Origin of the sequence: Dactylosporangium sp. CA-139114 (assembly GCF_050955725.1) — a bacterium.
Lineage (GTDB): Bacteria > Actinomycetota > Actinomycetes > Mycobacteriales > Micromonosporaceae > Dactylosporangium.
In genome coordinates, this window is record NZ_CP192080.1 from 1,591,558 (window position 1) to 1,611,732 (window position 20,175).

Genomic DNA, 20,175 nt, shown 5'->3' on the forward strand with positions numbered 1-20,175 from the left:
ACATGACGAACACCGCCGTCGAAGCGGCCAGGCAGTCCCTGACCCCCGTCCCGCTCGGGGCGCGGCGCGTCGTGCTGAAGCTCTCCGGTGAGGTGTTCGGAGGCGGCGCCGTCGGCGTCGACCCCAACGTGGTGCGCGGCATGGCGCGCCAGATCGCCGCGGTCGTGCGCCGCGGCGTGCAGGTCGCCGTCGTGGTGGGCGGCGGCAACTTCTTCCGCGGCGCCGAGCTCTCCCGGGCCGGGATGGACCGCTCGCGCGCGGACTACATGGGCATGCTGGGCACGGTGATGAACTGCCTGGCGCTGCAGGACTTCCTGGAGAAGGAAGGCATCGACACGCGCGTGCAGAGCGCGATCAACATGGCCCAGGTCGCCGAGCCCTACATCCCGCGGCGGGCGATCCGCCACCTGGAGAAGGGCCGCGTCGTCATCTTCGGCGCGGGCGCCGGCCTGCCGTACTTCTCCACCGACACGGTCGCGGCCCAGCGCGCGCTGGAGATCCACGCGCACACCGTGCTCATGAGCAAGAACGGCGTCGACGGCGTCTACACCGCCGACCCGCGCACCGATCCGACCGCCCGCAAGCTCGACAGCCTCACGTTCGCCGAGGCGCTGCTGCAGGGGCTGCGGGTGGTGGACCAGACGGCGTTCAGCCTCTGCCAGGAGAACGCGCTGCCGATGCTGGTCTTCGGCGCGGAGGGGGAGGACAACGTCGCTCGCGCGTTGAGTGGTGAGAGGATCGGCACGCTCATCACCGCCGAGCCCGTCCCGGATCGAGGAGGACAGACCCCGTGATCGAAGAGACACTCTTCGAGGCCGAAGAGAAGATGGATCGTGCGATCGAGCACGCCAAGGAGGAGTTCGCGGTCATCCGTACCGGCCGCGCCACCCCGGCGATGTTCGGCAAGGTGATGGTCGACTACTACGGCACCCCGACCCCGCTGCCGCAGATGTCCTCGATCGCGATCCCCGAGCCGCGCATGGCGATCATCAAGCCCTACGACGCGTCGCAGATCGGCGCGATGGAGAGGGCGATCCGCGACTCCGACCTGGGTGTGAACCCGAACAACGAGGGCACCCAGATCCGCATCCTGCTGCCGCAGATGACGGAGGAGCGGCGTCGCGACATGATCAAGGTGGCCCGCAACAAGGCCGAGGACTCCCGCGTGGCGATCCGCAACGTGCGCCGCAAGGCCAAGGAGGAGCTCGACCGCATCGTCAAGGACGGCGAGGCCGGCGAGGACGAGGGCCGTCGCGCGGAGAAGGAGCTCGACGACCTGACGCACCGCTACGTCGCGCAGGTCGACGAGCTGCTCAAGCACAAGGAAGCCGAGCTACTCGAGGTCTGATGGCCCATCTGGACCGGGCTCAGAAGGCCCCCGACCCGTCGTCGGCGCGGGCGCGGCAGCACAGTGCCGCGCCCGAACGGTCGGGGGAAGAGCCACAAGCGGAAGAGCCGGATCTCGTACCGGACGGCGCCGCCCCGGCTCCCGACGCCCCCGCGGCGCACGACGCGCCCGCGACGCCTCCCGGCACCGTGCCCGCCGCGGGAACCACGAACCGCAACGGCGGCGCGCCGCCCGGACCCCCCGCCACCCTGGGCGCGGCACCCACCCGCCCCGCGGAGGCCGCCGCCAACGGCACCGCCGCCGAACCCGGGAGCAGAGCCGCGACCGAGAGCAACGCCCCCCGCAAGAGCCGGGCCGGCCGGAACCTCCCCGCCGCGATCGGCGTCGGCGTCGGCCTCGGCGGCGTCGTCGTCGTGTCCCTGTTCGTGTGGAAGTGGCTCTTCCTCGGCCTCGTGATCGCGGCCGTGTCCGTCGGCGTCTGGGAGATGGTCCGCGCCGTCAGCGTGCAGAAGGCGCGCCCCCCGCTGGTCCCGCTCCTGCTCGGCGCGCCGCTCATGGTCAGCCTCGCGTGGTTCGGCGGGGCCGAGCGGCTGCCGCTGGGCCTGCTGGCCACGCTGCTGCTCGTCTTCGTGTGGCGCTTCGCCGACGGTGTCGCGCACTACCAGCGGGACGTGACCGCCGGCGCGCTCATCGCCGTGTACGTGCCCTTCCTCGGCTCCTTCGCGGCCCTGCTCGCCTATCCGGCCCACGACGGCAGCGTGCGGGTCCTCGTGACCGTGCTCGCCGTGGTGCTGTCGGACACCGGGGGGTACGCCACCGGTGTCTTCCTCGGCAAGCACCCCATGGCCCCGTCGGTCAGCCCGGCCAAGTCGTGGGAGGGGTTCGCGGGCTCGGTGGTGTGGACCGGGGCCGGCAGCGCGGTCGCCCTGCCGCTGCTGGTCGACGGCGCCCTGTGGTGGCACGGCGCGATCTTCGGCGTCGCGGTCTCGATCGCGTCGGTGCTGGGCGATCTCGGCGAGTCGCTGATCAAGCGCGACCTCGGCGTGAAGGACATGAGCAACCTGCTGCCCGGCCACGGCGGCCTGATGGATCGCCTGGACTCCATCCTGCTGGCGCTGCCGACCGCCTACGCCGTCCTGGCCTTCCTGGTGCCGTGGACCCGATGACCAGCCGAGACGAGGGTGAACGCGCGGTAGACGGACCGTGACGCGTCGCCCGGCCGTGCTGCTCGGCGGTCTTGGAGATCATGCGGCGCGGCATGGGACACTGGAAAAGCCATGACGCAGCTTCCCGTACTGAACCTGTCCCCCAGCGCGGCCGGCACCACCCCCGACGGCCGTCGCGCCGCGCTGCCCCCGCGCCACCTCGCCGACCTCGACCTCGCCGGCCGCCGGGCCGCCGTCGCCGAGCTCGGGGAGCCGGCCTTCCGCGCGCAGCAGGTCTCCGCGCACTACTTCGGCCGCCTGGTGCGCGACCCGCAGGAGATGACCGACCTGCCGGCCCGCACCCGGGAGGCGATCACCGGGACGCTGCTGCCCAAGCTGCTGGAGCCCGTGCGTGAGCTCGCCACCGACAACGGCACCACCCGCAAGACCCTCTGGCGCCTGCACGACGGCTCGCTCGTGGAGAGCGTGCTCATGGGCTACCCGGACCGGGTCACCGTCTGCGTGTCGAGCCAGGCCGGCTGCGGCATGGCGTGCCCGTTCTGCGCGACCGGCCAGGCCGGCCTGACCCGCAACCTGTCCACGGCGGAGATCGTCGACCAGGTCGTGTGGTTCGCGGGGCTGGCCGCGCGCGGCGCGCTGCCCGGCTGCCCGGACCGGCTCTCCCGGGTCGTGTTCATGGGCATGGGGGAGCCGCTGGCGAACTACAACCGCGTGATCGCGGCCGTACGAAGGCTGACCGAACCGGCTCCCGAGGGCCTCGGGCTGTCGCAGCGCCACATCACGGTGTCGACCGTCGGGCTGGTCCCCGCGATGCGCCGGTTGACGCAGGAGGGGCTGTCGGTGACGCTTGCGCTGTCGCTGCACGCGCCCGATGATGATCTGCGCGACACGCTCGTGCCGGTCAACCAACGCTGGAAGGTCGCCGAAGTGCTTGATGCCGCGTTCGAGTATGCGGCTCGCACCGGTCGGCGCGTGTCCATTGAGTACGCAATGATCCGGGATGTGAACGACCATCCGTGGCGAGCGGATCTGCTCGGTCGGCTCTTGTCCGGCCGTCTCGCGCATGTCAATCTCATCCCGCTCAATCCGACACCGGGCAGCAAGTGGGACGCGAGTCCCAAGCCGGTGGAGCGGGAGTTCGTCCGGCGTCTCCGGGCCGCCGGTGTTCCCACTACAGTGCGTGACACCAGGGGTCGGGAGATTGACGGTGCCTGCGGGCAGCTTGCGGCCTCCGGAGGTGGCAAGGTGGGAGAGCGTAAGAACGGCTTGCTAGCACGGCGAGCGAACGAGGAGACACAGTGAGTCAGGGTCAGCGGTTCCGGCGCCGTGCGATGCGTCGGGGATACAAGGTCGACGAGGTCGACTCGTTCCTCGACCGGGTGGAGGCAACCCTCTCCGGAGACTCCATGGGCGCGCCGGTGAGCGCGCAGGAAGTCCACGACGTGGTCTTCCGTGTCCGCTTCGGCGGCTACGACGAATGGCAGGTCGACCTGCACCTCGACCGCGTCGAGCGCCAGCTGGCCGAGCACGAGGAGCGCGGCAGCGGCGGCGGCTTCGGCCGGGCCCTCGACTCCCGCAGCGGCGAGCTGCGGATGGCTCCGGAGCGCATGGAGCCGCAGCGCATGCCCGAGCGGATGGAGCCGCAGCGCATGCCGGACCGGATGGAGCCGCAGCGCATGCCCGACCGGGTCGGCATGACGCCCCCGCCGGACCGCATGGGCCCGCCGCCCGGCCCGGACCGGATGGGTCCCCCCGGACCCGACCGCATGGGCCCCGGCCCGGACCGCATGGGCCCACCCGGACCCGACCGCATGGGCCCGCCGCCCGGCATGGACCGCATGGGCCCGCCGATGGGCGGCCCCATGGACCGCCCCGCCGACCGCACGATGGGCATGGACCGCCCGGTGGACCGCACCATGGGCATGGACCGTCCCGCCGACCGGACGATGGGGATGGACCGGCCGGTCGACCGCACGATGGAGCGCCCCGCGCCCCCGCCGCCCGGCGCGCCCCTGCCGGCCCGCCCGACGCCGCCGCCCCCGGCCGGCCCGCCCGGTGGTCCTGGCGGCCCCGGTGGCCCCGGCTACGGCCGCTACGACGAGCCGACCTACGGCGGCGCCTTCGACGACGACCGCGGCTACGACCAGGGCCCGCGCGCCCCGCGGGCCGACATGACCGCCGAGATCCGCATGGAGCGGCCCGAGCCGGCCTACGGTGGCCCCGGACCGGACCGCGACCCCTACGGCGCCCCGCCCCCCGAGCGGGATCCTTACGGCGCGCCCCAGGGCGATCCCTACGGCGGCCCGCCCCAGCACCAGTCGGGCGAGGTGGCCCGCATCGACCAGCTGCGCCGCACGTTCCAGCTGCGCCGCTTCGGCAGCGGCTACGACCGTGCCCAGGTTGACCGCCTGTTCGAGGGCGTGATGGCCTCGCTGACCGGCCGCGGCGGCCCGCTGACCGACGGGGACCTCGACCCGTCGCACTTCAACCTGGTGCCCGGCGGCTACTTCGAGGCCGAGGTCGACGCGGCGCTGAAGGAGGTCCGCGACATCGTCACGCGACGTCGCTGACCGAACGCACAACGTAGACTGAGGGCGCGTCCGGCCGAGCCGGGCGCGCCCTCAGTCATTCGCACAGTTCGAAACATGACACTTGCTCAGGATCGGACGATCGGCACGCAGCGTCACCGGTCGAGGTCATACGGTGCCCGAATTGTCGGACCCGGCGGACGGTTCATGACTCGGGTCCGCGGGGGTGCGGACCGTCGCTCCCGCCAGACACCGCTCGGCGCTGGCGCGCCGTCGCTGCCAGGTCCGCGGTGGGTCACCCGAGCCGAGCGAGCAGTGCCCGGTAGCGGAAGCTCCGGGCGGCGGGCGGCCCGGAGGCTCAGCGCAGGCCGTTGCGGCGCAGCACCCAGTCGCCGACGAGGGCGAGCACGAGCAGGCCCGCGCACACGATGAGGAAGATGTCCTCCACCCGCCCCCGGTGGTTGCCCACGAGCATGGTGAGCAGGACCAGCACCGACACGGCCGCGCCGAAGCGCGCCGCGCGCGGGTGACCCGGCTTGTGCTGGTCGGGGGAGGTCACTGGCTCGTGCTCGGACACGGTTCGGTCCCTTCGGCGAACGAAATAGCGGCCGCGGCCGCAAAGGCTTCCGCACAAGAGTCTGGCATGCGGCACCGGCCCGGACGGTTGCGGGTCGGTCGGGTAGCGTCGTTCGCGCAATCTGCGGTACCGATCGAGGAGGACAGCGGTGCGGATCACCGGGACCGGCCACGCCAGCCTGCGCATCGACACGCCGGCCGGGAGCATTCTGTGCGACCCGTGGGTGAACCCCGCCTACTTCGCCTCCTGGTTCCCGTTCCCGGACAACTCGCTGCTGGACTGGGAGGCGCTGGGCGACTGCGACTACCTCTACGTGTCGCACCTGCACCGCGACCACTTCGACGCCGAGCACCTCAAGCGGTTCGTGTCGAAGAAGGCGACCGTGCTGCTGCCGGAGTTCCCGACCAGCGAGATGCGCGACGAGTTGGAGGCGCTGGGCTTCACGCGGTTCCTGGAGACCAGGTCGGAGCAGGTCCACGAGCTCGACGGCGGACTCAAGATCATGATCCAGGCGCTGACCTCGCCGACCGACGGGCCGATCGGGGACTCGTCGCTGTGGGTGGAGTACGACGGCGTGCGCGTGCTGAACCAGAACGACGCGCGCCCGACGGACCTGACCACCTTCAACGCGCTCGGGCACGTCCACGCGCACCTGCTGCAGTTCTCGGGCGCGATCTGGTATCCGATGGTCTACGAGCTGCCCGAGGCGGCCAAGCGCGCGTTCGGCAAGCAGAAGCGCGACCGGCAGTTCGACCGGACCTTCCGCTACATCGACGACCTGAAGGCCTCCAACGTCGTGCCGATCGCCGGGCCGCCCTGCTTCCTCGACGACGAGCTGTGGCAGTTCAACGACATCTTCGGTGACGAGGGCAACATCTTCCCCGACCAGTGGGTGTTCCAGCAGGAATACGCCAAGGCCGGCGGAACGAACTCGACCGTGCTGCTGCCCGGGTCGGTGATGGAGCTCACCGCGGACTCGGCCGTCACCACCCACCCGACCGACGTCGAGGAGTTCTTCGCGCACAAGCGCGAGCACCTCGAGGAGATGCGCGCGCGCAAGAAGCCGGTGATCGAGGCGGCCAAGGCGACCTGGCGCCACCCCGAGGTCGACGTGCTCAAGGAGATGAAGGCGCGCATCGAGCCGCTGCTGGACGAGTCGGTCTACCTGGCCAAGGGCGTCGGCGGGCCGGTGCGCTTCGACCTCGTCGGCTACGACGGCGAGTCGGTCGAGTCGATCGTGGTGGACTTCCCCGAGAAGCAGGTGCGCGCCTACGCCGACGAGAAGGTGCGGTACCGCTTCCGCACCGATCGCGCGCTGGTCGAGCACCTGCTGTTCATCGGGGAGGTCGACTGGGTCAACTCGCTGTTCCTGTCCTGCCGGTTCTCGGCCGCGCGGATCGGGCAGTACAACGAGTTCGTCTACGCGTTCTTCAAGTGCCTGTCCGAGGAGCGGCTGCAGTACGCCGAGGGCTGGTACGCCGAGCAGAAGCCCGACGCCGAGGACATCAAGCTCGGCGACTGGATCGTCCAGCGCCGCTGCCCGCACCTCAAGGCCGACCTGACGCGCTTCGGCATCGTCGACGGCAAGACCCTGACCTGCCAGCTGCACGGCTGGAAGTTCGACCTGGAGAGCGGCCGCTGCCTCACGAGCGTCGGCCACGAGCTGCGGTCGCGCCCGGCCGGCACCCCCGCGCCGGGCGAGTGAAGGTTGCTCGACAAGGTACGCAAGCTCCTGGCCAAGGCCGAGGACCCGGCCTGCACGCCGCAGGAGGCCGACGCGCTCACGGCCAAGGCGGCGGCGCTCATCGCGAAGTACGGCATCGACCAGGCGCTGCTCGACGCCCGTGAGGCGCGCCGGCAGACGGTCGGCAACCGGCTCGTCGAGCTGTCCGCGCCCTACCTGCGCGAGAAGGCCTACCTGCTGCACGTCGTGGCGGCCGCGCTGCGCTGCCGGTCGATCCGGCTCGAGCGGCGCACCGCCGACGGGCTGCGGGTGTCGGTGCACCTGTTCGGCTTCGCCTCCGACGTCGCCGGCGTCGAGCTGCTGTTCGCCTCGCTGCTCGTGCAGGCGGCGCGCGGCCTGCTGCGGGAGCCGGTGCCGGACGGGCAGCAGGCCGCGGCCTGGCGGCGCTCGTGGCTGATCGGGTTCGGCTCCGCGGTGCAGCAGCGCTTCGCGGCCGCGTCCGCGCGGGCGCAGGAGCCCCCGGCGCCGGGCACCGCGCTGGTCCTCGCCGACCGCGAGCGCGCCGTGGACCTGGCCGTGGAGGCGGAGTACCCCAACGTGCGGGCGGGCCGCCGGCGCCGGCTCAGCGGCGGGGGATTCGAGGCCGGCAGCGCGGCGGGGCGGCGGGCGGACCTGGGCGCCGTACGCGTCGAGACCAACGCCCGCCCCGAGGTCACGACGCGGACCTGACCCCCGGCGGCGCCCACTTGTCGGGCATCACCGGTCCGGGCACGCCGACGCGCATCGCCTCGAGCTGCGCGCTGAAGGCGATGCCGAGGAAGAGCACGATGCCGGTCGCGTTCGCCCACAGCAGCAGGGCCATGATCCCGGTCAGCGCCCCGTAGGTCGCGCCGAACGCGCCGCTGCCCTGCACGTAGAGGGCCAGCAGCGCGCTGATGCCCCACCACAGCGCCGTGGACAGCGCGGCGCCGAACAGCAGCCAGGAGAAGGCCGGCTGGCGGCGCCGGGGCGCGAACCGGAAGATCGCGGCGACGGCGGTCACGACCAGCAGGACGCTCGCGGGCCAGCGGACCACCTGCCACACTTGCGCGACCGGGGCGCCCCAGCCGGGGTACCGCACCCGCACCGAGGCCCCGAGGGCGTCCCCGGCCACGAGCATCAGGAACCCGGTGAGCGCGGGCAGCCCGGCGACCGCGGCCAGGACCGCGGCGCGGGCGTACTTGAGGTGCGCCGGCCGGTCCCGCTCCACCCCGTAGATCCGGTTGGCGCCGCGCTCGATCTGCGCCATCGCGGTGGTGAGCGCGACCAGCCCGGTGACCAGGCCGAGCAGCAGCGCGACCTCGCCCGCCCGCTCGGACTGCCCGGGCGCGAGCAGGTCGTGGACGACCTGCTCGCTGGCGCCGGGGGTGAGCGCGAGCACGGTGTCGGCCACCACGTCGCCGCCCTCCTTGACGCCGAGCTTGCCGGCCAGGCCGGACAGCGCGATGAGGAAGGGCACGATGGCCAGGCACAGCTGCAGGCCGAGCGCCCGCGCGTGGCTGAACCCGTCGCCGTAGCGGAAGCGCAGGAACACCTCCTGCAGCAGCGCCCAGCCCCCGTGGTGACGCAGCGCCTGCCACGCGTCGTCGGCCGAGAGCTCGTCCCGCGACATCGACCGGGTCTCCGGCACCTGCCTCGTACTGCTCACGACGACGGCGTTCCCAGCGCGCCCGCGCGGGAAACGCACCCGTGACGCCACCCGCACTCCGGGTGCCGGCGCGCGGGCGGGGATCCGGGTGGAAATCCGTCGCGTCGCCGCGGGTCACCCGCCATGCTGAGGGGGCGGGGCGGGCGCCTGACGACCGCCGTGGACGCCCCGCCGCGTGGCCCGGCGCACACGGGCGAGAGGCCGCGGCAAGCCCGCCGCGGTGAAGGTGTGGTGGCACCGCGACCGGCCCCATCGCCCACACCTGCGGGGAGCGTCCCTTCCCAGGAGGTGTTGCATGTCCAGCCGCATGATGTCCGCCGACCTCGCCGAGCACGCGGGGGAGTCCATCCGGCTCGCCGGGTGGGTCCATCGCCGCCGCGTCCTCGCCCGCGTCACGTTCCTGATCGTGCGCGACCGCGCGGGCCTGGCCCAGGTCGTGGTCCCCGCCGGCGTCCCCGTGCCCCCGGAGGAGTCCGTGGTCGAGGTCGTCGGCACCGTCGTGGCCAACGCGGCCGCGCCCGGCGGCTTCGAGGTCGCCCACGAGGCGATCGAGGTGCTGTCCGAGGCCGAGCCGCCGCCGGTCGAGCTGTTCCGCCCGGAACTCGAGGCGGGCCTGCCGGCGCTGCTCGACCACGCCGCCGTCAGCCTGCGCCACCCCGCCCGGCGGGCCGTGTTCTCCGCGGGCGCGGCCGCGGTCGGGGCGTTCCGGGCCACGCTCGACGGGCTCGGCTTCACGGAGGTCTTCACCCCGAAGATCGTCGGCGGCGCCACCGAGAGCGGCGCGAACGTCTTCGCCCTCGACTACTTCGGGCGGCAGGCGTACCTCGCCCAGTCCCCGCAGCTCTACAAGCAGACGATGGTCGGGGTGTTCGAGCGCGTCTACGAGGTCGGGCCGGTGTTCCGGGCCGAGCCGCACGACACCTCGCGCCACCTCGCCACGTACACGTCGCTCGACGCCGAGCTCGGGTTCATCCGCGACCACCGTGACGTGATGGCGGTCCTCACCCGGGTCGTGCGCGCCATGACGGAGGCGGCCGGCCTCGGCTCGGTACGGCTGCCGGAAACGATCCCGGTCGTGCACTTCCGCGAGGCCCTGCAACTCGCCGGGGCCGACCCGCAGGAGCCCGACCTCGCCCCGGAGCACGAGCGGGCGCTCGGGGCGTGGGCGCTGGCCGAGCACGGCTCGGACTTCGTCTACGTCGAGGGCTACCCCATGGCCAAGCGGCCCTTCTACACGCACCCGCAGCCGTCCGAGCCGCGCTGGTCCAACTCCTTCGACCTGCTGTTCCGGGGCCTGGAGCTGGTCACGGGCGGGCAGCGGCTGCATCGGTACGCCGACTACGCCGCCGTGCTCGGGGAGCAGGCCGCGGGGCTGGAGGGCTACCTCGAGGCGTTCCGGCACGGGATGCCGCCGCACGGCGGGTTCGCGATCGGGCTGGAGCGGTTCCTGGCCCGGCTGTCGGGGGCCGCGAACGTGCGCGAGACGACGCTGTTTCCGCGGGATCTGCACCGCCTCGCGCCCTAGCGCCGGCCCGTAAATCGATTGCCCGGTACCAAATGATGATCTATAATTAATACATGCGTACGAACGGGGACGGGATCTGGGATTCACCGCGCTGACTCATGGGGGCACGCTCGTCGTGCGTCGTATCGGCCCAGCTCAGACCGCTGTTGATGGAGATCCGGCGGGAGCAGTCGAGGCCCTGACGGAGGGCGGCCGGCGGGGGGAGCTGCCGGCCGCACTCCGGCTCTGATCCACATAGGACAGTCGGCCGGGCGCGGCCCTCCGCCGCGCCCGGCCCCGGCCTGAGGCAACCTGACACAATGGGGGAGTGAGCCCTCGCGAGATCGTGCTCCTGGGATCCACCGGATCCATCGGCACGCAGGCCATCGATATCGTCCGGCGCAACCCGGACCGCTTCCGGGTCGTGGCGATCGGCGCCGGCGGCGGCAACGTCGCCCTGCTCGCCGACCAGGCCCTCGAGCTCGGCGTCGAGGCCGTCGGAGTGGCCCGGGCCAGTGCCGCCCAGGACCTCCAGCTCGCCTTCTACGCCGAGGCGCAGCGGCGCGGCTGGGCCACCGGTGACTTCAAGCTGCCCAAGATCCTCGCCGGCCCGGACGCGATGACCGAGCTCGCGCAGTGGCCGTGCGACACGGTGCTCAACGGCGTCGTGGGCTCCCTCGGGCTCGCCCCCACCCTCGCCGCCCTCCGGGCCGGGCGCACCCTCGCCCTGGCCAACAAGGAGTCGCTGGTCGCCGGCGGCCCCCTGGTGCGCGCGGCCGCGAAGCCCGGCCAGATCGTCCCGGTCGACTCCGAGCACTCCGCGCTCGCCCAGTGCCTGCGCGGCGGCGCCCGCGGCGAGGTGCGCCGGCTGGTGCTCACCGCCTCCGGCGGCGCCTTCCGCGGCCGGACCCGCGACCAGCTGCGCGACGTGACCGTGGCCGACGCGCTGGCCCACCCGACCTGGGACATGGGCCCCGTGGTGACCATCAACACCGCCACCCTGGTGAACAAGGGGCTGGAGGTGATCGAGGCGCACGAGCTGTTCGCGGTGCCGTATGCCGACATCAAGGTCATGGTTCACCCGCAGTCGGTGATCCACTCCATGGTCGAGTTCGACGACGGCTCCACCCTCGCCCAGTGCAGCCCGCCCGACATGCGCATCCCGATCGCCCTCGCGCTCGGCTGGCCCGACCGGGTCGCCGGCGCCGCGCCCGCGGTCGACTGGACCAGCGCGCACACGTGGGAGCTGCGGCCGCTGGACGAGGAGGCGTTCCCGGCGGTCTCCCTGGCCAAGGCGGCCGGCGAGGCCGGGCGGTGCCGCCCCGCGATCTACAACGCCGCGAACGAGGAGTGTGTCGCGGCGTTCACCGCGGGTGATCTGCCGTTCCTCGGCATCGTGGAGACGCTCGAGCGGACCCTGGCCGAGGCCCCGGATTTCGCGGAACCAGGTACCGTCGATGACGTGCTCGCCGCCGAGTCCTGGGCGCGGGCCCACGCCCGTGCGCTCATCGCCGCGGGCGCCGACCGGAGAGGGGCCGAATGACCTTCGTGCTGGGGATTGTCCTGTTCGCGCTGGGCATCCTGATCGCCGTCGCGATCCACGAGGCCGGACACTTCTGGTCCGCCCGCTGGTTCGGCATGAAGGCGACCCGCTACTTCATCGGCTTCGGGCCGACGATCTTCGCGTTCAAGCGCAACGGGGTGGAGTACGGGCTCAAGGCCCTGCCCTTCGGCGCATTCGTGAAGATCGTCGGGATGACGCCGCAGGAGGAGGACGTCGACCCCGAGACCGGCAGGTCCGGCGCCGACGACCCGAAGGCCATGTGGCGGTTCCCGGTGTGGAAACGCACGATCGTCATGGCGGCGGGCTCCATCACCCACTTCGCGCTCGCCCTGATCACGCTGTGGGTGCTGTTCTCATTCGTCGGCATCCCGGACGCGAGCAAGGTCAACGAGGTGCCCGTCCGCGTGGGCACGATCAGCCAGTGCGTGAGCCCGACCTACCAGTACGATCCGGCGACGAAGAGCCAGAAGGCCTGCGACCCGGCCAAGGACCCGCGCAGCCCGGCCGCCCAGCTCGGCCTGCAGCCCGGGGACATCATCCTGGCCATCGACGGCCGGTCCATCGCCGGCAATCAGGCGCTGCGCGACGAGCTCAAGGCCGACGTCGGCAAGTCCGTGACGGTGCAGTACAAGCGGGGTGAGCAGACGCTCAGCGGGACCGCCGCGATCCCGGAGGCCCAGCGGATCAAGTCCACCATCGACCCGGGCAAGACCGCCGACCAGATCACCGCGGACGACCTCGAGCGCGGCGGCATGCTGGGCATCACGGTGGACATCCGCAGCAGCGACCTGCCGGTCCTGCGCTACGGCCCGGTCGACGGCGTCAGCCAGACGGGGTCGGCCACCGCCACGCTCGTCGAGCGCACGTTCGCCTCGTTCAAGCAGATCCCGCAGCGCATCCCGAACCTGTTCAAGGCCATCTTGGGCGAGAAGCGCGACCCGAACACCCCGGTCAGCGTCGTCGGCGCGAGCCGCATCGGCGGGGAGCTGTTCGAGCTCGGGGACTGGGCGTCGCTGCTGTCGCTGTTCGCCACCCTGAACCTGTTCTTCGGCATCTTCAACCTGTTCCCGTTGCTGCCCATGGACGGCGGGCACATCGCGATCGCCTGGTTCGAGCGCGTCCGCTCGTGGATCGCGGCCAGGCTCGGCAAGCCCGACCCGGGTCGCGTCGACTACTACAAGCTGGCGCCGCTCACCCTCGGGGTGATCGGCGTCCTCGGCGTCTTCGTCCTGCTGACGGTGACGGCCGACTTCGTCAACCCGATCACGCTGAAGTAAGCACTCTTTCGCGAAGGTAAGGGTCCATTCATGACCGCAGTCAGCCTCGGCCTGCCCGCCGTGCCGCCACCCGCGCTGGCGCCCCGGCGCAAGTCCCGTCAGATCATGGTCGGCCCGGTCCCCGTCGGCGGCGGAGCCCCGGTGTCGGTGCAGTCCATGTGCACCACGCTCACCGCCGACGTCAACAAGACGCTGCAGCAGATCGCCGAGCTGACCGCGTCCGGCTGTCAGATCGTCCGGGTCGCCGTGCCGAGCCAGGACGACGTCGAGGCGCTGCCCGCGATCGCGAAGAAGTCGCAGATCCCGGTCATCGCCGACATCCACTTCCAGCCGAAGTACGTCTTCGCCGCCATCGACGCCGGCTGCGCCGCGGTCCGGGTGAACCCAGGCAACATCCGGCAGTTCGACGACAAGGTGAAGGAGATCGCGAAGGCGGCCTCCGACGCCGGGGTGCCGATCCGCATCGGCGTGAACGCGGGCTCCCTGGACAAGCGGCTGCTGGAGAAGTACGGCAAGGCCACCGCCGAGGCGCTGGTCGAGTCCGCGCTCTGGGAGTGCTCGCTGTTCGAGGAGCACGGCTTCCGCGACATCAAGATCTCCGTGAAGCACAACGACCCGGTCGTGATGATCCGGGCGTACCGGCAGCTGGCCGAGCAGTGCGAGTACCCGCTGCACCTCGGCGTGACCGAGGCCGGCCCGGCCTTCCAGGGCACGATCAAGTCGTCGGTCGCCTTCGGGGCTCTGCTCGCCCAGGGCATCGGCGACACCATCCGGGTCTCCCTCTCGGCCCCGCCGGTCGAGGAGATCAAGGTCGGCCAGGCGATCCTCGAGTCGCTCGGGCTGCGCGAGCGCGGCCTGGAGATCGTCTCGTGCCCCTCCTGCGGCCGCGCCCAGGTCGACGTCTACTCGCTCGCCGACCAGGTCACCGCCGCGCTGGACGGGTTCCCGGCGCCGCTGCGGGTCGCGGTCATGGGCTGCGTCGTCAACGGCCCCGGCGAGGCCCGCGAGGCCGACCTCGGCGTCGCCTCCGGCAACGGCAAGGGCCAGATCTTCGTCAAGGGCCAGGTCATCAAGACCGTGCCCGAGTCGCAGATCGTGGAGACCCTGGTCGAGGAGGCGCTGCGGCTGGCCGAGGAGCAGGGCGTGGAGCTCCCCGAGGAGCTGCGCGGCCTCGGCCCCACGGTCACCGTCCACTGACGGTCGTCTTCACCGGGGCTCACCGGGGCGAGGGTATGTGCAGCCATCTTCGGCATGATCTGGCAGGCTGGTAGGCATGCTGACGGTGGCTGCGCGGCTGCTCGGTGACGCCGAGCGGGGATCGGTCGAACGCCTGCTCGATCGGGACCCGTTCGGAGGCGCCCAGGTGGCCGAGCGGGTTTCGATGGCGGGCCTGGCCTGGTGGCGGCAGGACGCGCGGATCTTCGGGTACGGCTCCCGCCGCAACCTGGAGTCGCTGTGCTGGGTCGGGGCCAACCTGATCCCCGTGCACGCCTCGGCCGCCGCCGTCGCCGCCTTCGCCGAGATGGTCGCCGGGGAGCCACGGGGCTGCTCGTCGATCGTCGGCTCGGCGGACGCGGTCCTCGGGCTCTGGTCGCATCTCGCGCCGACCTGGGGGCCCTCCCGGGACGTACGGCCGAATCAGCCGCTCATGGCGATCAGCAACCCGTCGCCGATCGCGCCCGACCCGAACGTCCGGCTCGTGCGCCCCGACGAGATCGACCTGCTCTTCCCCGCGGCCGTGGCCATGTATACCGAGGAAGTCGGGGTCTCGCCGACCGCCGACGGCGGCGAGCGCTCCTACCGCGAGCGGATCGGCGAGCTGGTGCGGGCGCGGCGGGCGTACGCGCGCTTCCACAACGGCAAGGTCGTGTTCAAGGCCGAGCTCGCCGTGGTCACCCGGCACACCGCCCAGATCCAGGGCGTCTGGACCGATCCGGAGCTGCGGGGGCAAGGCCTGGCGACGGCCGGCATCGCCGCAGTCGTGCGTGATGCGTTGCGCCGCGTGGCGCCATCGGTCAGCCTGTATGTGAACGACTACAACCTGCCGGCCCGGCGCGTCTACGAGCGTTGCGGTTTTGAGCAGGTCGGGACGTTTGCAACGGTATTGTTCTGACTATCGGGTTCGTCCGCTTCCCGGCTTTTGGAGCGCTCGCATGGGTCAGGTGATCCGGCAGGTCGGGCCGAACACGACCCGCTACTACTGGTACCCAGGCGACAAGAAAGAGTGGCTGCGTGCCCTCGTCGCCGTGGGCTCGGGCGGGGCCGTGCTGGGGTTGTCGTACTTCCTCACCCGCAGCTGGCTCACCTCCACCGTGCTCGGGCTCTCCGTCGCGTCCGGGGTCGCCGGCTTCAACTTCGGGCGGCGGGACCTGGCCGCGGCCGACGGGCTCGACGCTCGTACCCCGCGCCGCGAGGCCACCTCCGCCGCGGGCCGGGCCGCCTGGCGGGGGTTCGCGCAGGGCGCGGTCATCGCGTTCGCCGCCCTGATCATCGAGCACCTGCCGGCGACCGGGGTGTTCGCGGACTGGCTGCTGCCCCTCGCGCCCGGCGTCGCGTTCGGGCTGGCCTGGCAGGCGGCCCTGATGGCGGGGCGGCTCAGTCACGAGTCGAGCAAGGTGACGGAGTTCGTGGGCGCCTCGGCCACGCGGCGCATCGACGTGACGGACGAGACGCTGTCACACCCCGGACCGCTCGCGGAGGCCACTGAGGACGTCCGCGGTTCGTGAGCCCGGGGCCTTTGGCCACGCGGTGATGGGACGCTGTCACACGCCGGTCTGCTCGCGGAGGCCGCTGAGGACGTCCGCGGTTCGTGAGCCCGGGGCCTTTGGCCATGCGGTGATGGGACGCTGTCACACGCCGGTCTGCTCGCGGAGGCCGCTGAGGACGTCCGCGGTTCGTGAGCCCGGGGCCGCGGTGTAGAAGACCACGCGCTGGCCGCTGTCGTCGGCGTGGAGGACCTGGCACTCGAGGTCGAGCTCGCCGTACACCGGATGGGTCACCGTCTTGCGGGTGGTGCGGCGCACACAGACGCGGTGCTGGTTCCAGCGGCGGGTGAACTCGGCGCTGCCCGCGTGCAGGCGCTCGATCAGCGCGCGGATGCTCTCGTCGTCCGGGTACCGCACGGACGCGGCCCGCAGGTCGGCCACCGACTCGTCGGCGAACGACTGGAACTCCGCGGACGACTCCATCGCCACCGGCATCGGCCCGCAGAACGCGTTCCAGATCATGTTTCGCTCGGGCGGAGGATCGCCCATGAGCCGGACCGCCATGCGATTCCAGGCCAGGAGGTCGTACTTCGCATCGATCACGAACGCCGGCGTGTCATCGAGCCGCTCCAGCAGGTGCAGGATGCCCGGCGGCACCGACTGCGACGGCCCCGCGGGCGGCCCGGGCTGCTCTCCGGCGAGCCGGAAGAGGTGTCCCCGCTCGTCCTCGAACAGGCGCAGCGCCCGCCCGAGCGCCGCGAGCACCTGGCGCGACGGGTTCGGCCCCCTGCCTTGCTCGAGCCGCGCGTAGTAGTCCACGGAGATCCCGGCGAGGCGCGCGACCTCCTCCCGCCGCAGCCCTGGCGTGCGCCGGCGGGTTCCCGCGGGCAGCCCGGCGTCGGCCGGGCTCACGCGCGCGCGACGGTCCTTGAGGAACTCGGCCAGCTGTACCCGGTTCACGCCCACGTGCTCATCCTGCGCGACGGCCGGCCGCGTAACCAGGGATCGCCGATCCGATGTTGAGCGAGGCCGCTGCTCCCGCCGGCTGCGTGGACCGCCGGTTCGCCGCGCATCTCCCGCTGGTTCCCAAGATCGCCAGATCGCGCTTCACCGCGTCTCTCCACCTGATCCGAGATCGCCGGTCCGCGCTTCACCGCGACTCTCCACCTGATCCGAGATCGCGGGTCCGCGCTTCACCGCGACTCTTCAGCTGATCCGCGGTCTGCCGGTCCGTGGTTTGCCGTGCCTCCCCGGCTGATCCGGGGTCTGCCGGTCCGCGGTTCATCGCGTCTCTCCCACGGCCGCTTCCGGGCGTCCACGGTGGACGTCATGACGACGAAGACGGCCCTGGTCACTGGGGCCAACAAAGGCATCGGCCGGGAGATCGCCCGGGAACTGCGCGCCCTGGGAATGCACGTGCTGGTGGCCGCCCGCGACCCGGAACGCGGCAAGGAGGCGGCCGCGGCCCTGGACGCCGACTTCCTGCCGCTGGACGTGACCGACCCGGCCTCGATCGAGGCGGCCGCCGCCCAGGTCGAGGTCCTGGACGTCCTGGTCAACAACGCCGGCGTACTCCTGGAGCGCGGCGCCCTTCCGAGCGCGACCCCGCTGCAGCTGGTGCGAGACACCTACGAGGTCAACGTCTTCGGTGTGATCGCCGTGACCAACGCCTTCCTGCCGGCCCTGCGCCGCGCGGAGGCGGGGCGGATCGTGAACCTGGGCAGCGGCCTGGGCTCGCTGCACTTCACCGCCGACCCGTCCCACGTGTACGCCCAGAACCCCCTGCTGGCCTACAACTCCTCGAAGTCGGCCCTGACCGCGGTAACCCTGTCCTACGCCAACGAACTGCGCGACACTCCGATCAAGGTCAACATCGCCGACCCCGGCTACTGCGCGACGGACCTGAACTTCCACTCGGGCCCGCGCACGGCGAGCCAGGGCGCCACGGCGGCGGTACGACTGGCGACGCTGCCCGCGGACGGCCCGACAGGCGCCTTCTTCGACGAGAACGGCCCCGTGCCGTGGTAACCAGCCGCGCCCGACACCCCGGGCGCCCGCTCGGCGGCCCCCGGCGCCCGGCCTGTGTCTGAACGCGGCCAGCCTGCCCGAACGCACCCGGCGTTTGTGACGCACCCGGCGTGTGGGACGCGCCCGGCGTTTGTGACGCACCCGGCGTGTGGGACGCGCCCGGCGTTTGTGACGCGCCCGGTCTGCGGGACGCGCCCGGTCTGCGGGACGCGCCCGGTCTGCGGGAGGCGCCCGGCCCGTCCACACCGCCCCGTGCCGCACCCGCGCGCGTCACGGGCATGCGGGGCATTCGCCCAGATCGCACGCGTTTTGCGGCGCGTCCGCGCGGGCGGTGCTCGCTGTTTGGGGTTGCGCAGAACGTGCGCGGTCTGCGGCGCGTCCGCGCGGGCGGTACTTGCTGTGTCAGGTTGTGCAGGTCGGGCGCGGTTCGAGACGCGTCCGCGCGGGCGGTGCTCGCTGAGTGAGGTAGCGCAGGTCGTGTGCGTTTTGCGGCGCGTCCGCGCGGAGGCGGTGCCCGCCCGTCGCGTCTGCGCAAGGCGGCTGTTCGCTGCGTGGTGCTGTGCAGCGCGTCCGCGCGGGCGGTGCTCGCCGTGTGGGGTGGTGCAGGTCGTGCGCGGTTCGCGGGGGCGTCCGCGCGGGCGGTGCTCGCTGTGCGGGGTGGTGCAGGTCGTGCGCGGTTCGCGGCGCGTCCGTGCGGACGCGTCGGGCCGTCAGAGGTAGGACCGTGCGTGGCGGAGCCAGGCCGCCGCCGCCGGGCTGGCGGGGCCGCTTCGGCGCCAGGCGAGCCCGAGGCGGCCGCGCAGTTCGGGGGCCACGATGCGCAGGGGGTGGAGGTGGTCGCGGTGGCGGGCGATCGACTCGGGCAGGATCGCGATGCCCAGCCGGCGCACCGCCAGCTGTTCCACCACCTGCGGCGACCCCGCCTCGAACGCGACCCGCGGGGTGAAGCCCGCCTCCGCGCACGCGGCGTCGAGAACCGCTCGGATGCCGCCTCCGCGCGGGAGGCACACGAGCGGGCGGTCGCGGAGTTCCGCCAGGGGGATCGTCTCCCGGCCGGCCAGTTCGTGGCCGTCCCACACGGCCGCGTCGATCGCCTCGTCGGTGACCGGGTGGACGTCGAGACCCTCGGGCAGGCGGGAGTAGGCAACGATCGCCGCGTCGAGGCGGCCCTCCCGCACGGCGTCGGTCAACCGTTCGTTCACGTCCTCGACCAGGGTGATCTCCACGTCCGGCCATCTCGTGTGGAAGTCGGCGAGGATCGTGGCCAGGTCGACGGTGTGCGAGGTGACGGTGCCGACGGCCACGCGTCCGCGCGTCAGGCCGGCCAGCTCGTCCACCGCATGGCGCGCGCCGTCCACGGCCGCGAGTGCCGCCCGGGCGTAGGGCAGGACGGCCTCGCCTGCGGCGGTGACCCGCACCGAGCGCGTGGTCCGCTCGAGCAGCGGCAGCCCGAGCTCGCGTTCGAGCTTGCGGACCTGCGCGCTGACGCCGGGCTGGGCGACCCGCAGCCGCGCGGCCGCGCGCGTGAAGCCGCCCTCGTCGACAACGGCCAGGAAGTACTCCAGCTGGTGCAGCTCCATAAGCAATCATGCTAAATCGCGTCGAACATGCGTCTTGGTCTTCTGGATCGAGCGCGTGACGGTGGAGACATGACTGCGAAGACTCCGGAAGACCTGTCCCGCCTGTTCGTGGAGCGCGCCAACGCCGGCGACGCCGCGGGGATCGCCGCGTTGTACGAGCCCGACGCCGTCCTCGCCTACCCGCCCGGCAGCACCACCGTCGGCCGCGAGGCCATCCGGGCGGTGTGCGAGGCGATGCTCAAGCATGTGCCGCGCTTCGAGATCGAGGAGGCGCTGCCCACGATCCACCACGGCGATCTGGCCCTGACCTCCACGAAGCCGAAGGACGGCACGGGCGGCCGCGTCCAGGTCGTCCGCCGCCAGCCCGACGGCACCTGGCTCCGCGTGATCGACCGCCCGGAGCAGTAACACCGAGCCCGCGTCCGTGCCCGCGTCCGAGCGCGCGTCCGTGCCCGCGTTCGTGCCCGCGTCCGAGCGCGCGTCCGTGCCCGCGTCCGTGCCCGCGTCCGAGCGCGCGTCCGTGCCCG

The 20,175-nt window shown here is 72.4% G+C and carries 19 protein-coding genes; 15 read left to right on the plus strand and 4 right to left on the minus strand.

The annotated features are described in order from the left end of the window. The first annotated feature begins 2 nt into the window (after positions 1-2). The 5 genes from pyrH (at position 3) to ACQP2P_RS07165 (ending at position 5,084) form a co-directional block, all read left to right on the plus strand. On the plus strand, positions 3-794 hold the full coding sequence (gene pyrH, locus ACQP2P_RS07145) for a UMP kinase (protein ID WP_433614116.1): 792 nt from the start codon (positions 3-5) through the stop codon (positions 792-794). Continuing rightward, on the plus strand, positions 791-1,348 hold the full coding sequence (gene frr, locus ACQP2P_RS07150) for a ribosome recycling factor (protein ID WP_433614117.1): 558 nt from the start codon (positions 791-793) through the stop codon (positions 1,346-1,348). Before pyrH ends, frr begins: the two co-directional genes overlap by 4 nt. Further along, positions 1,348-2,514 (plus strand): phosphatidate cytidylyltransferase, encoded by a 1,167-nt coding sequence (locus ACQP2P_RS07155; protein ID WP_433614118.1) that lies wholly within the window; start codon positions 1,348-1,350, stop codon positions 2,512-2,514. Before frr ends, ACQP2P_RS07155 begins: the two co-directional genes overlap by 1 nt. 111 nt (positions 2,515-2,625) lie before the next feature. After that, positions 2,626-3,816 (plus strand): 23S rRNA (adenine(2503)-C(2))-methyltransferase RlmN, encoded by a 1,191-nt coding sequence (rlmN, locus tag ACQP2P_RS07160; protein WP_433084328.1) that lies wholly within the window; start codon positions 2,626-2,628, stop codon positions 3,814-3,816. Further along, the gene (locus tag ACQP2P_RS07165) at positions 3,813-5,084 is read left to right on the plus strand and encodes a DivIVA domain-containing protein (protein WP_433614119.1); all 1,272 of its coding nucleotides are present in this window, start codon (positions 3,813-3,815) and stop codon (positions 5,082-5,084) included. Before rlmN ends, ACQP2P_RS07165 begins: the two co-directional genes overlap by 4 nt. Before the next feature lie 316 nt (positions 5,085-5,400). Here ACQP2P_RS07165 and ACQP2P_RS07170 read toward each other — a convergent pair whose 3' ends face one another. After that, the gene (locus tag ACQP2P_RS07170) at positions 5,401-5,619 is read right to left on the minus strand and encodes a DUF2631 domain-containing protein (RefSeq protein WP_433614120.1); all 219 of its coding nucleotides are present in this window, start codon (positions 5,617-5,619) and stop codon (positions 5,401-5,403) included. A gap of 154 nt (positions 5,620-5,773) precedes the next feature. On the opposite strand from ACQP2P_RS07170, the gene ACQP2P_RS07175 reads away from it, so the two are divergent. Continuing rightward, complete coding sequence (locus tag ACQP2P_RS07175; RefSeq protein WP_433619030.1) at positions 5,774-7,324, plus strand: Rieske 2Fe-2S domain-containing protein; 1,551 nt, start codon at positions 5,774-5,776, stop codon at positions 7,322-7,324. 3 nt (positions 7,325-7,327) lie between these two features. Beyond that, positions 7,328-8,032 carry a DUF2786 domain-containing protein gene (locus ACQP2P_RS07180; protein ID WP_433614121.1) on the plus strand — a complete coding sequence of 235 codons (705 nt, stop codon included), beginning with the start codon at positions 7,328-7,330 and terminating at the stop codon, positions 8,030-8,032. On the opposite strand, the gene ACQP2P_RS07185 is transcribed toward ACQP2P_RS07180, so the two are convergent. Next, positions 8,016-8,990, minus strand: a complete 975-nt coding sequence (locus tag ACQP2P_RS07185; RefSeq protein ID WP_433614122.1) for a YihY/virulence factor BrkB family protein — start codon at positions 8,988-8,990, stop codon at positions 8,016-8,018. The genes ACQP2P_RS07180 and ACQP2P_RS07185 overlap by 17 nt on opposite strands. A 295-nt stretch (positions 8,991-9,285) precedes the next feature. On the opposite strand from ACQP2P_RS07185, the gene aspS reads away from it, so the two are divergent. The 6 genes from aspS to ACQP2P_RS07215 all read left to right on the plus strand — a co-directional run bounded on the left by aspS (position 9,286) and on the right by ACQP2P_RS07215 (position 16,061). Next, positions 9,286-10,515: an aspartate--tRNA(Asn) ligase gene (gene aspS / locus ACQP2P_RS07190; RefSeq protein ID WP_433614123.1), complete on the plus strand. Its 1,230-nt coding sequence runs from the start codon at positions 9,286-9,288 to the stop codon at positions 10,513-10,515. A gap of 325 nt (positions 10,516-10,840) precedes the next feature. Then, positions 10,841-12,037, plus strand: a complete 1,197-nt coding sequence (dxr, locus tag ACQP2P_RS07195) for a 1-deoxy-D-xylulose-5-phosphate reductoisomerase (protein ID WP_433619032.1) — start codon at positions 10,841-10,843, stop codon at positions 12,035-12,037. Then, complete coding sequence (locus tag ACQP2P_RS07200) at positions 12,034-13,335, plus strand: M50 family metallopeptidase (protein WP_433614124.1); 1,302 nt, start codon at positions 12,034-12,036, stop codon at positions 13,333-13,335. Before dxr ends, ACQP2P_RS07200 begins: the two co-directional genes overlap by 4 nt. 30 nt (positions 13,336-13,365) lie before the next feature. Then, a complete protein-coding gene (ispG, locus tag ACQP2P_RS07205; protein WP_433614125.1) occupies positions 13,366-14,532 on the plus strand; it encodes a flavodoxin-dependent (E)-4-hydroxy-3-methylbut-2-enyl-diphosphate synthase in 1,167 nt (388 codons plus the stop codon). Positions 14,533-14,608: 76 nt separating this feature from the next. After that, on the plus strand, positions 14,609-15,448 hold the full coding sequence (locus tag ACQP2P_RS07210; protein ID WP_433614126.1) for a GNAT family N-acetyltransferase: 840 nt from the start codon (positions 14,609-14,611) through the stop codon (positions 15,446-15,448). Between the two features lie 40 nt (positions 15,449-15,488). After that, positions 15,489-16,061, plus strand: a complete 573-nt coding sequence (locus ACQP2P_RS07215; RefSeq protein ID WP_433614127.1) for a hypothetical protein — start codon at positions 15,489-15,491, stop codon at positions 16,059-16,061. 123 nt (positions 16,062-16,184) lie between these two features. Here the strand turns inward: ACQP2P_RS07215 and ACQP2P_RS07220 are convergent, their stop codons facing one another. Continuing rightward, positions 16,185-17,000, minus strand: coding sequence for a helix-turn-helix transcriptional regulator (locus tag ACQP2P_RS07220; RefSeq protein ID WP_433614128.1), 816 nt, complete (start codon positions 16,998-17,000; stop codon positions 16,185-16,187). A gap of 369 nt (positions 17,001-17,369) precedes the next feature. On the opposite strand from ACQP2P_RS07220, the gene ACQP2P_RS07225 reads away from it, so the two are divergent. Beyond that, on the plus strand, positions 17,370-18,068 hold the full coding sequence (locus ACQP2P_RS07225; protein ID WP_433614129.1) for an SDR family NAD(P)-dependent oxidoreductase: 699 nt from the start codon (positions 17,370-17,372) through the stop codon (positions 18,066-18,068). Between the two features lie 710 nt (positions 18,069-18,778). On the opposite strand, the gene ACQP2P_RS07230 is transcribed toward ACQP2P_RS07225, so the two are convergent. Beyond that, a complete protein-coding gene (locus tag ACQP2P_RS07230) occupies positions 18,779-19,648 on the minus strand; it encodes a LysR family transcriptional regulator (RefSeq protein ID WP_433614130.1) in 870 nt (289 codons plus the stop codon). Between the two features lie 69 nt (positions 19,649-19,717). Here ACQP2P_RS07230 and ACQP2P_RS07235 point away from each other — a divergent pair, with 69 nt between their 5' ends. Further along, positions 19,718-20,056, plus strand: coding sequence for a YybH family protein (locus tag ACQP2P_RS07235; protein WP_433614131.1), 339 nt, complete (start codon positions 19,718-19,720; stop codon positions 20,054-20,056). Positions 20,057-20,175: the final 119 nt, after the last annotated feature.

What these genes read in the sequence shown, in the direction of transcription:
- pyrH (WP_433614116.1), top strand. Translation starts at nt 3, where the DNA reads ATGACGAACACCGCCGTCGAAGCGGCCAGGCAGTCCCTGACCCCCGTC.
- ACQP2P_RS07155 (WP_433614118.1), top strand. Translation starts at nt 1,348, where the DNA reads ATGGCCCATCTGGACCGGGCTCAGAAGGCCCCCGACCCGTCGTCGGCG.
- rlmN (WP_433084328.1), top strand. Translation starts at nt 2,626, where the DNA reads ATGACGCAGCTTCCCGTACTGAACCTGTCCCCCAGCGCGGCCGGCACC.
- aspS (WP_433614123.1), top strand. Translation starts at nt 9,286, where the DNA reads ATGTCCAGCCGCATGATGTCCGCCGACCTCGCCGAGCACGCGGGGGAG.
- ACQP2P_RS07200 (WP_433614124.1), top strand. Translation starts at nt 12,034, where the DNA reads ATGACCTTCGTGCTGGGGATTGTCCTGTTCGCGCTGGGCATCCTGATC.
- ispG (WP_433614125.1), top strand. Translation starts at nt 13,366, where the DNA reads ATGACCGCAGTCAGCCTCGGCCTGCCCGCCGTGCCGCCACCCGCGCTG.
- ACQP2P_RS07210 (WP_433614126.1), top strand. Translation starts at nt 14,609, where the DNA reads ATGCTGACGGTGGCTGCGCGGCTGCTCGGTGACGCCGAGCGGGGATCG.
- ACQP2P_RS07215 (WP_433614127.1), top strand. Translation starts at nt 15,489, where the DNA reads ATGGGTCAGGTGATCCGGCAGGTCGGGCCGAACACGACCCGCTACTAC.
- ACQP2P_RS07225 (WP_433614129.1), top strand. Translation starts at nt 17,370, where the DNA reads ATGACGACGAAGACGGCCCTGGTCACTGGGGCCAACAAAGGCATCGGC.
- ACQP2P_RS07230 (WP_433614130.1), bottom strand. Translation starts at nt 19,648, where the DNA reads ATGGAGCTGCACCAGCTGGAGTACTTCCTGGCCGTTGTCGACGAGGGC.
- ACQP2P_RS07235 (WP_433614131.1), top strand. Translation starts at nt 19,718, where the DNA reads ATGACTGCGAAGACTCCGGAAGACCTGTCCCGCCTGTTCGTGGAGCGC.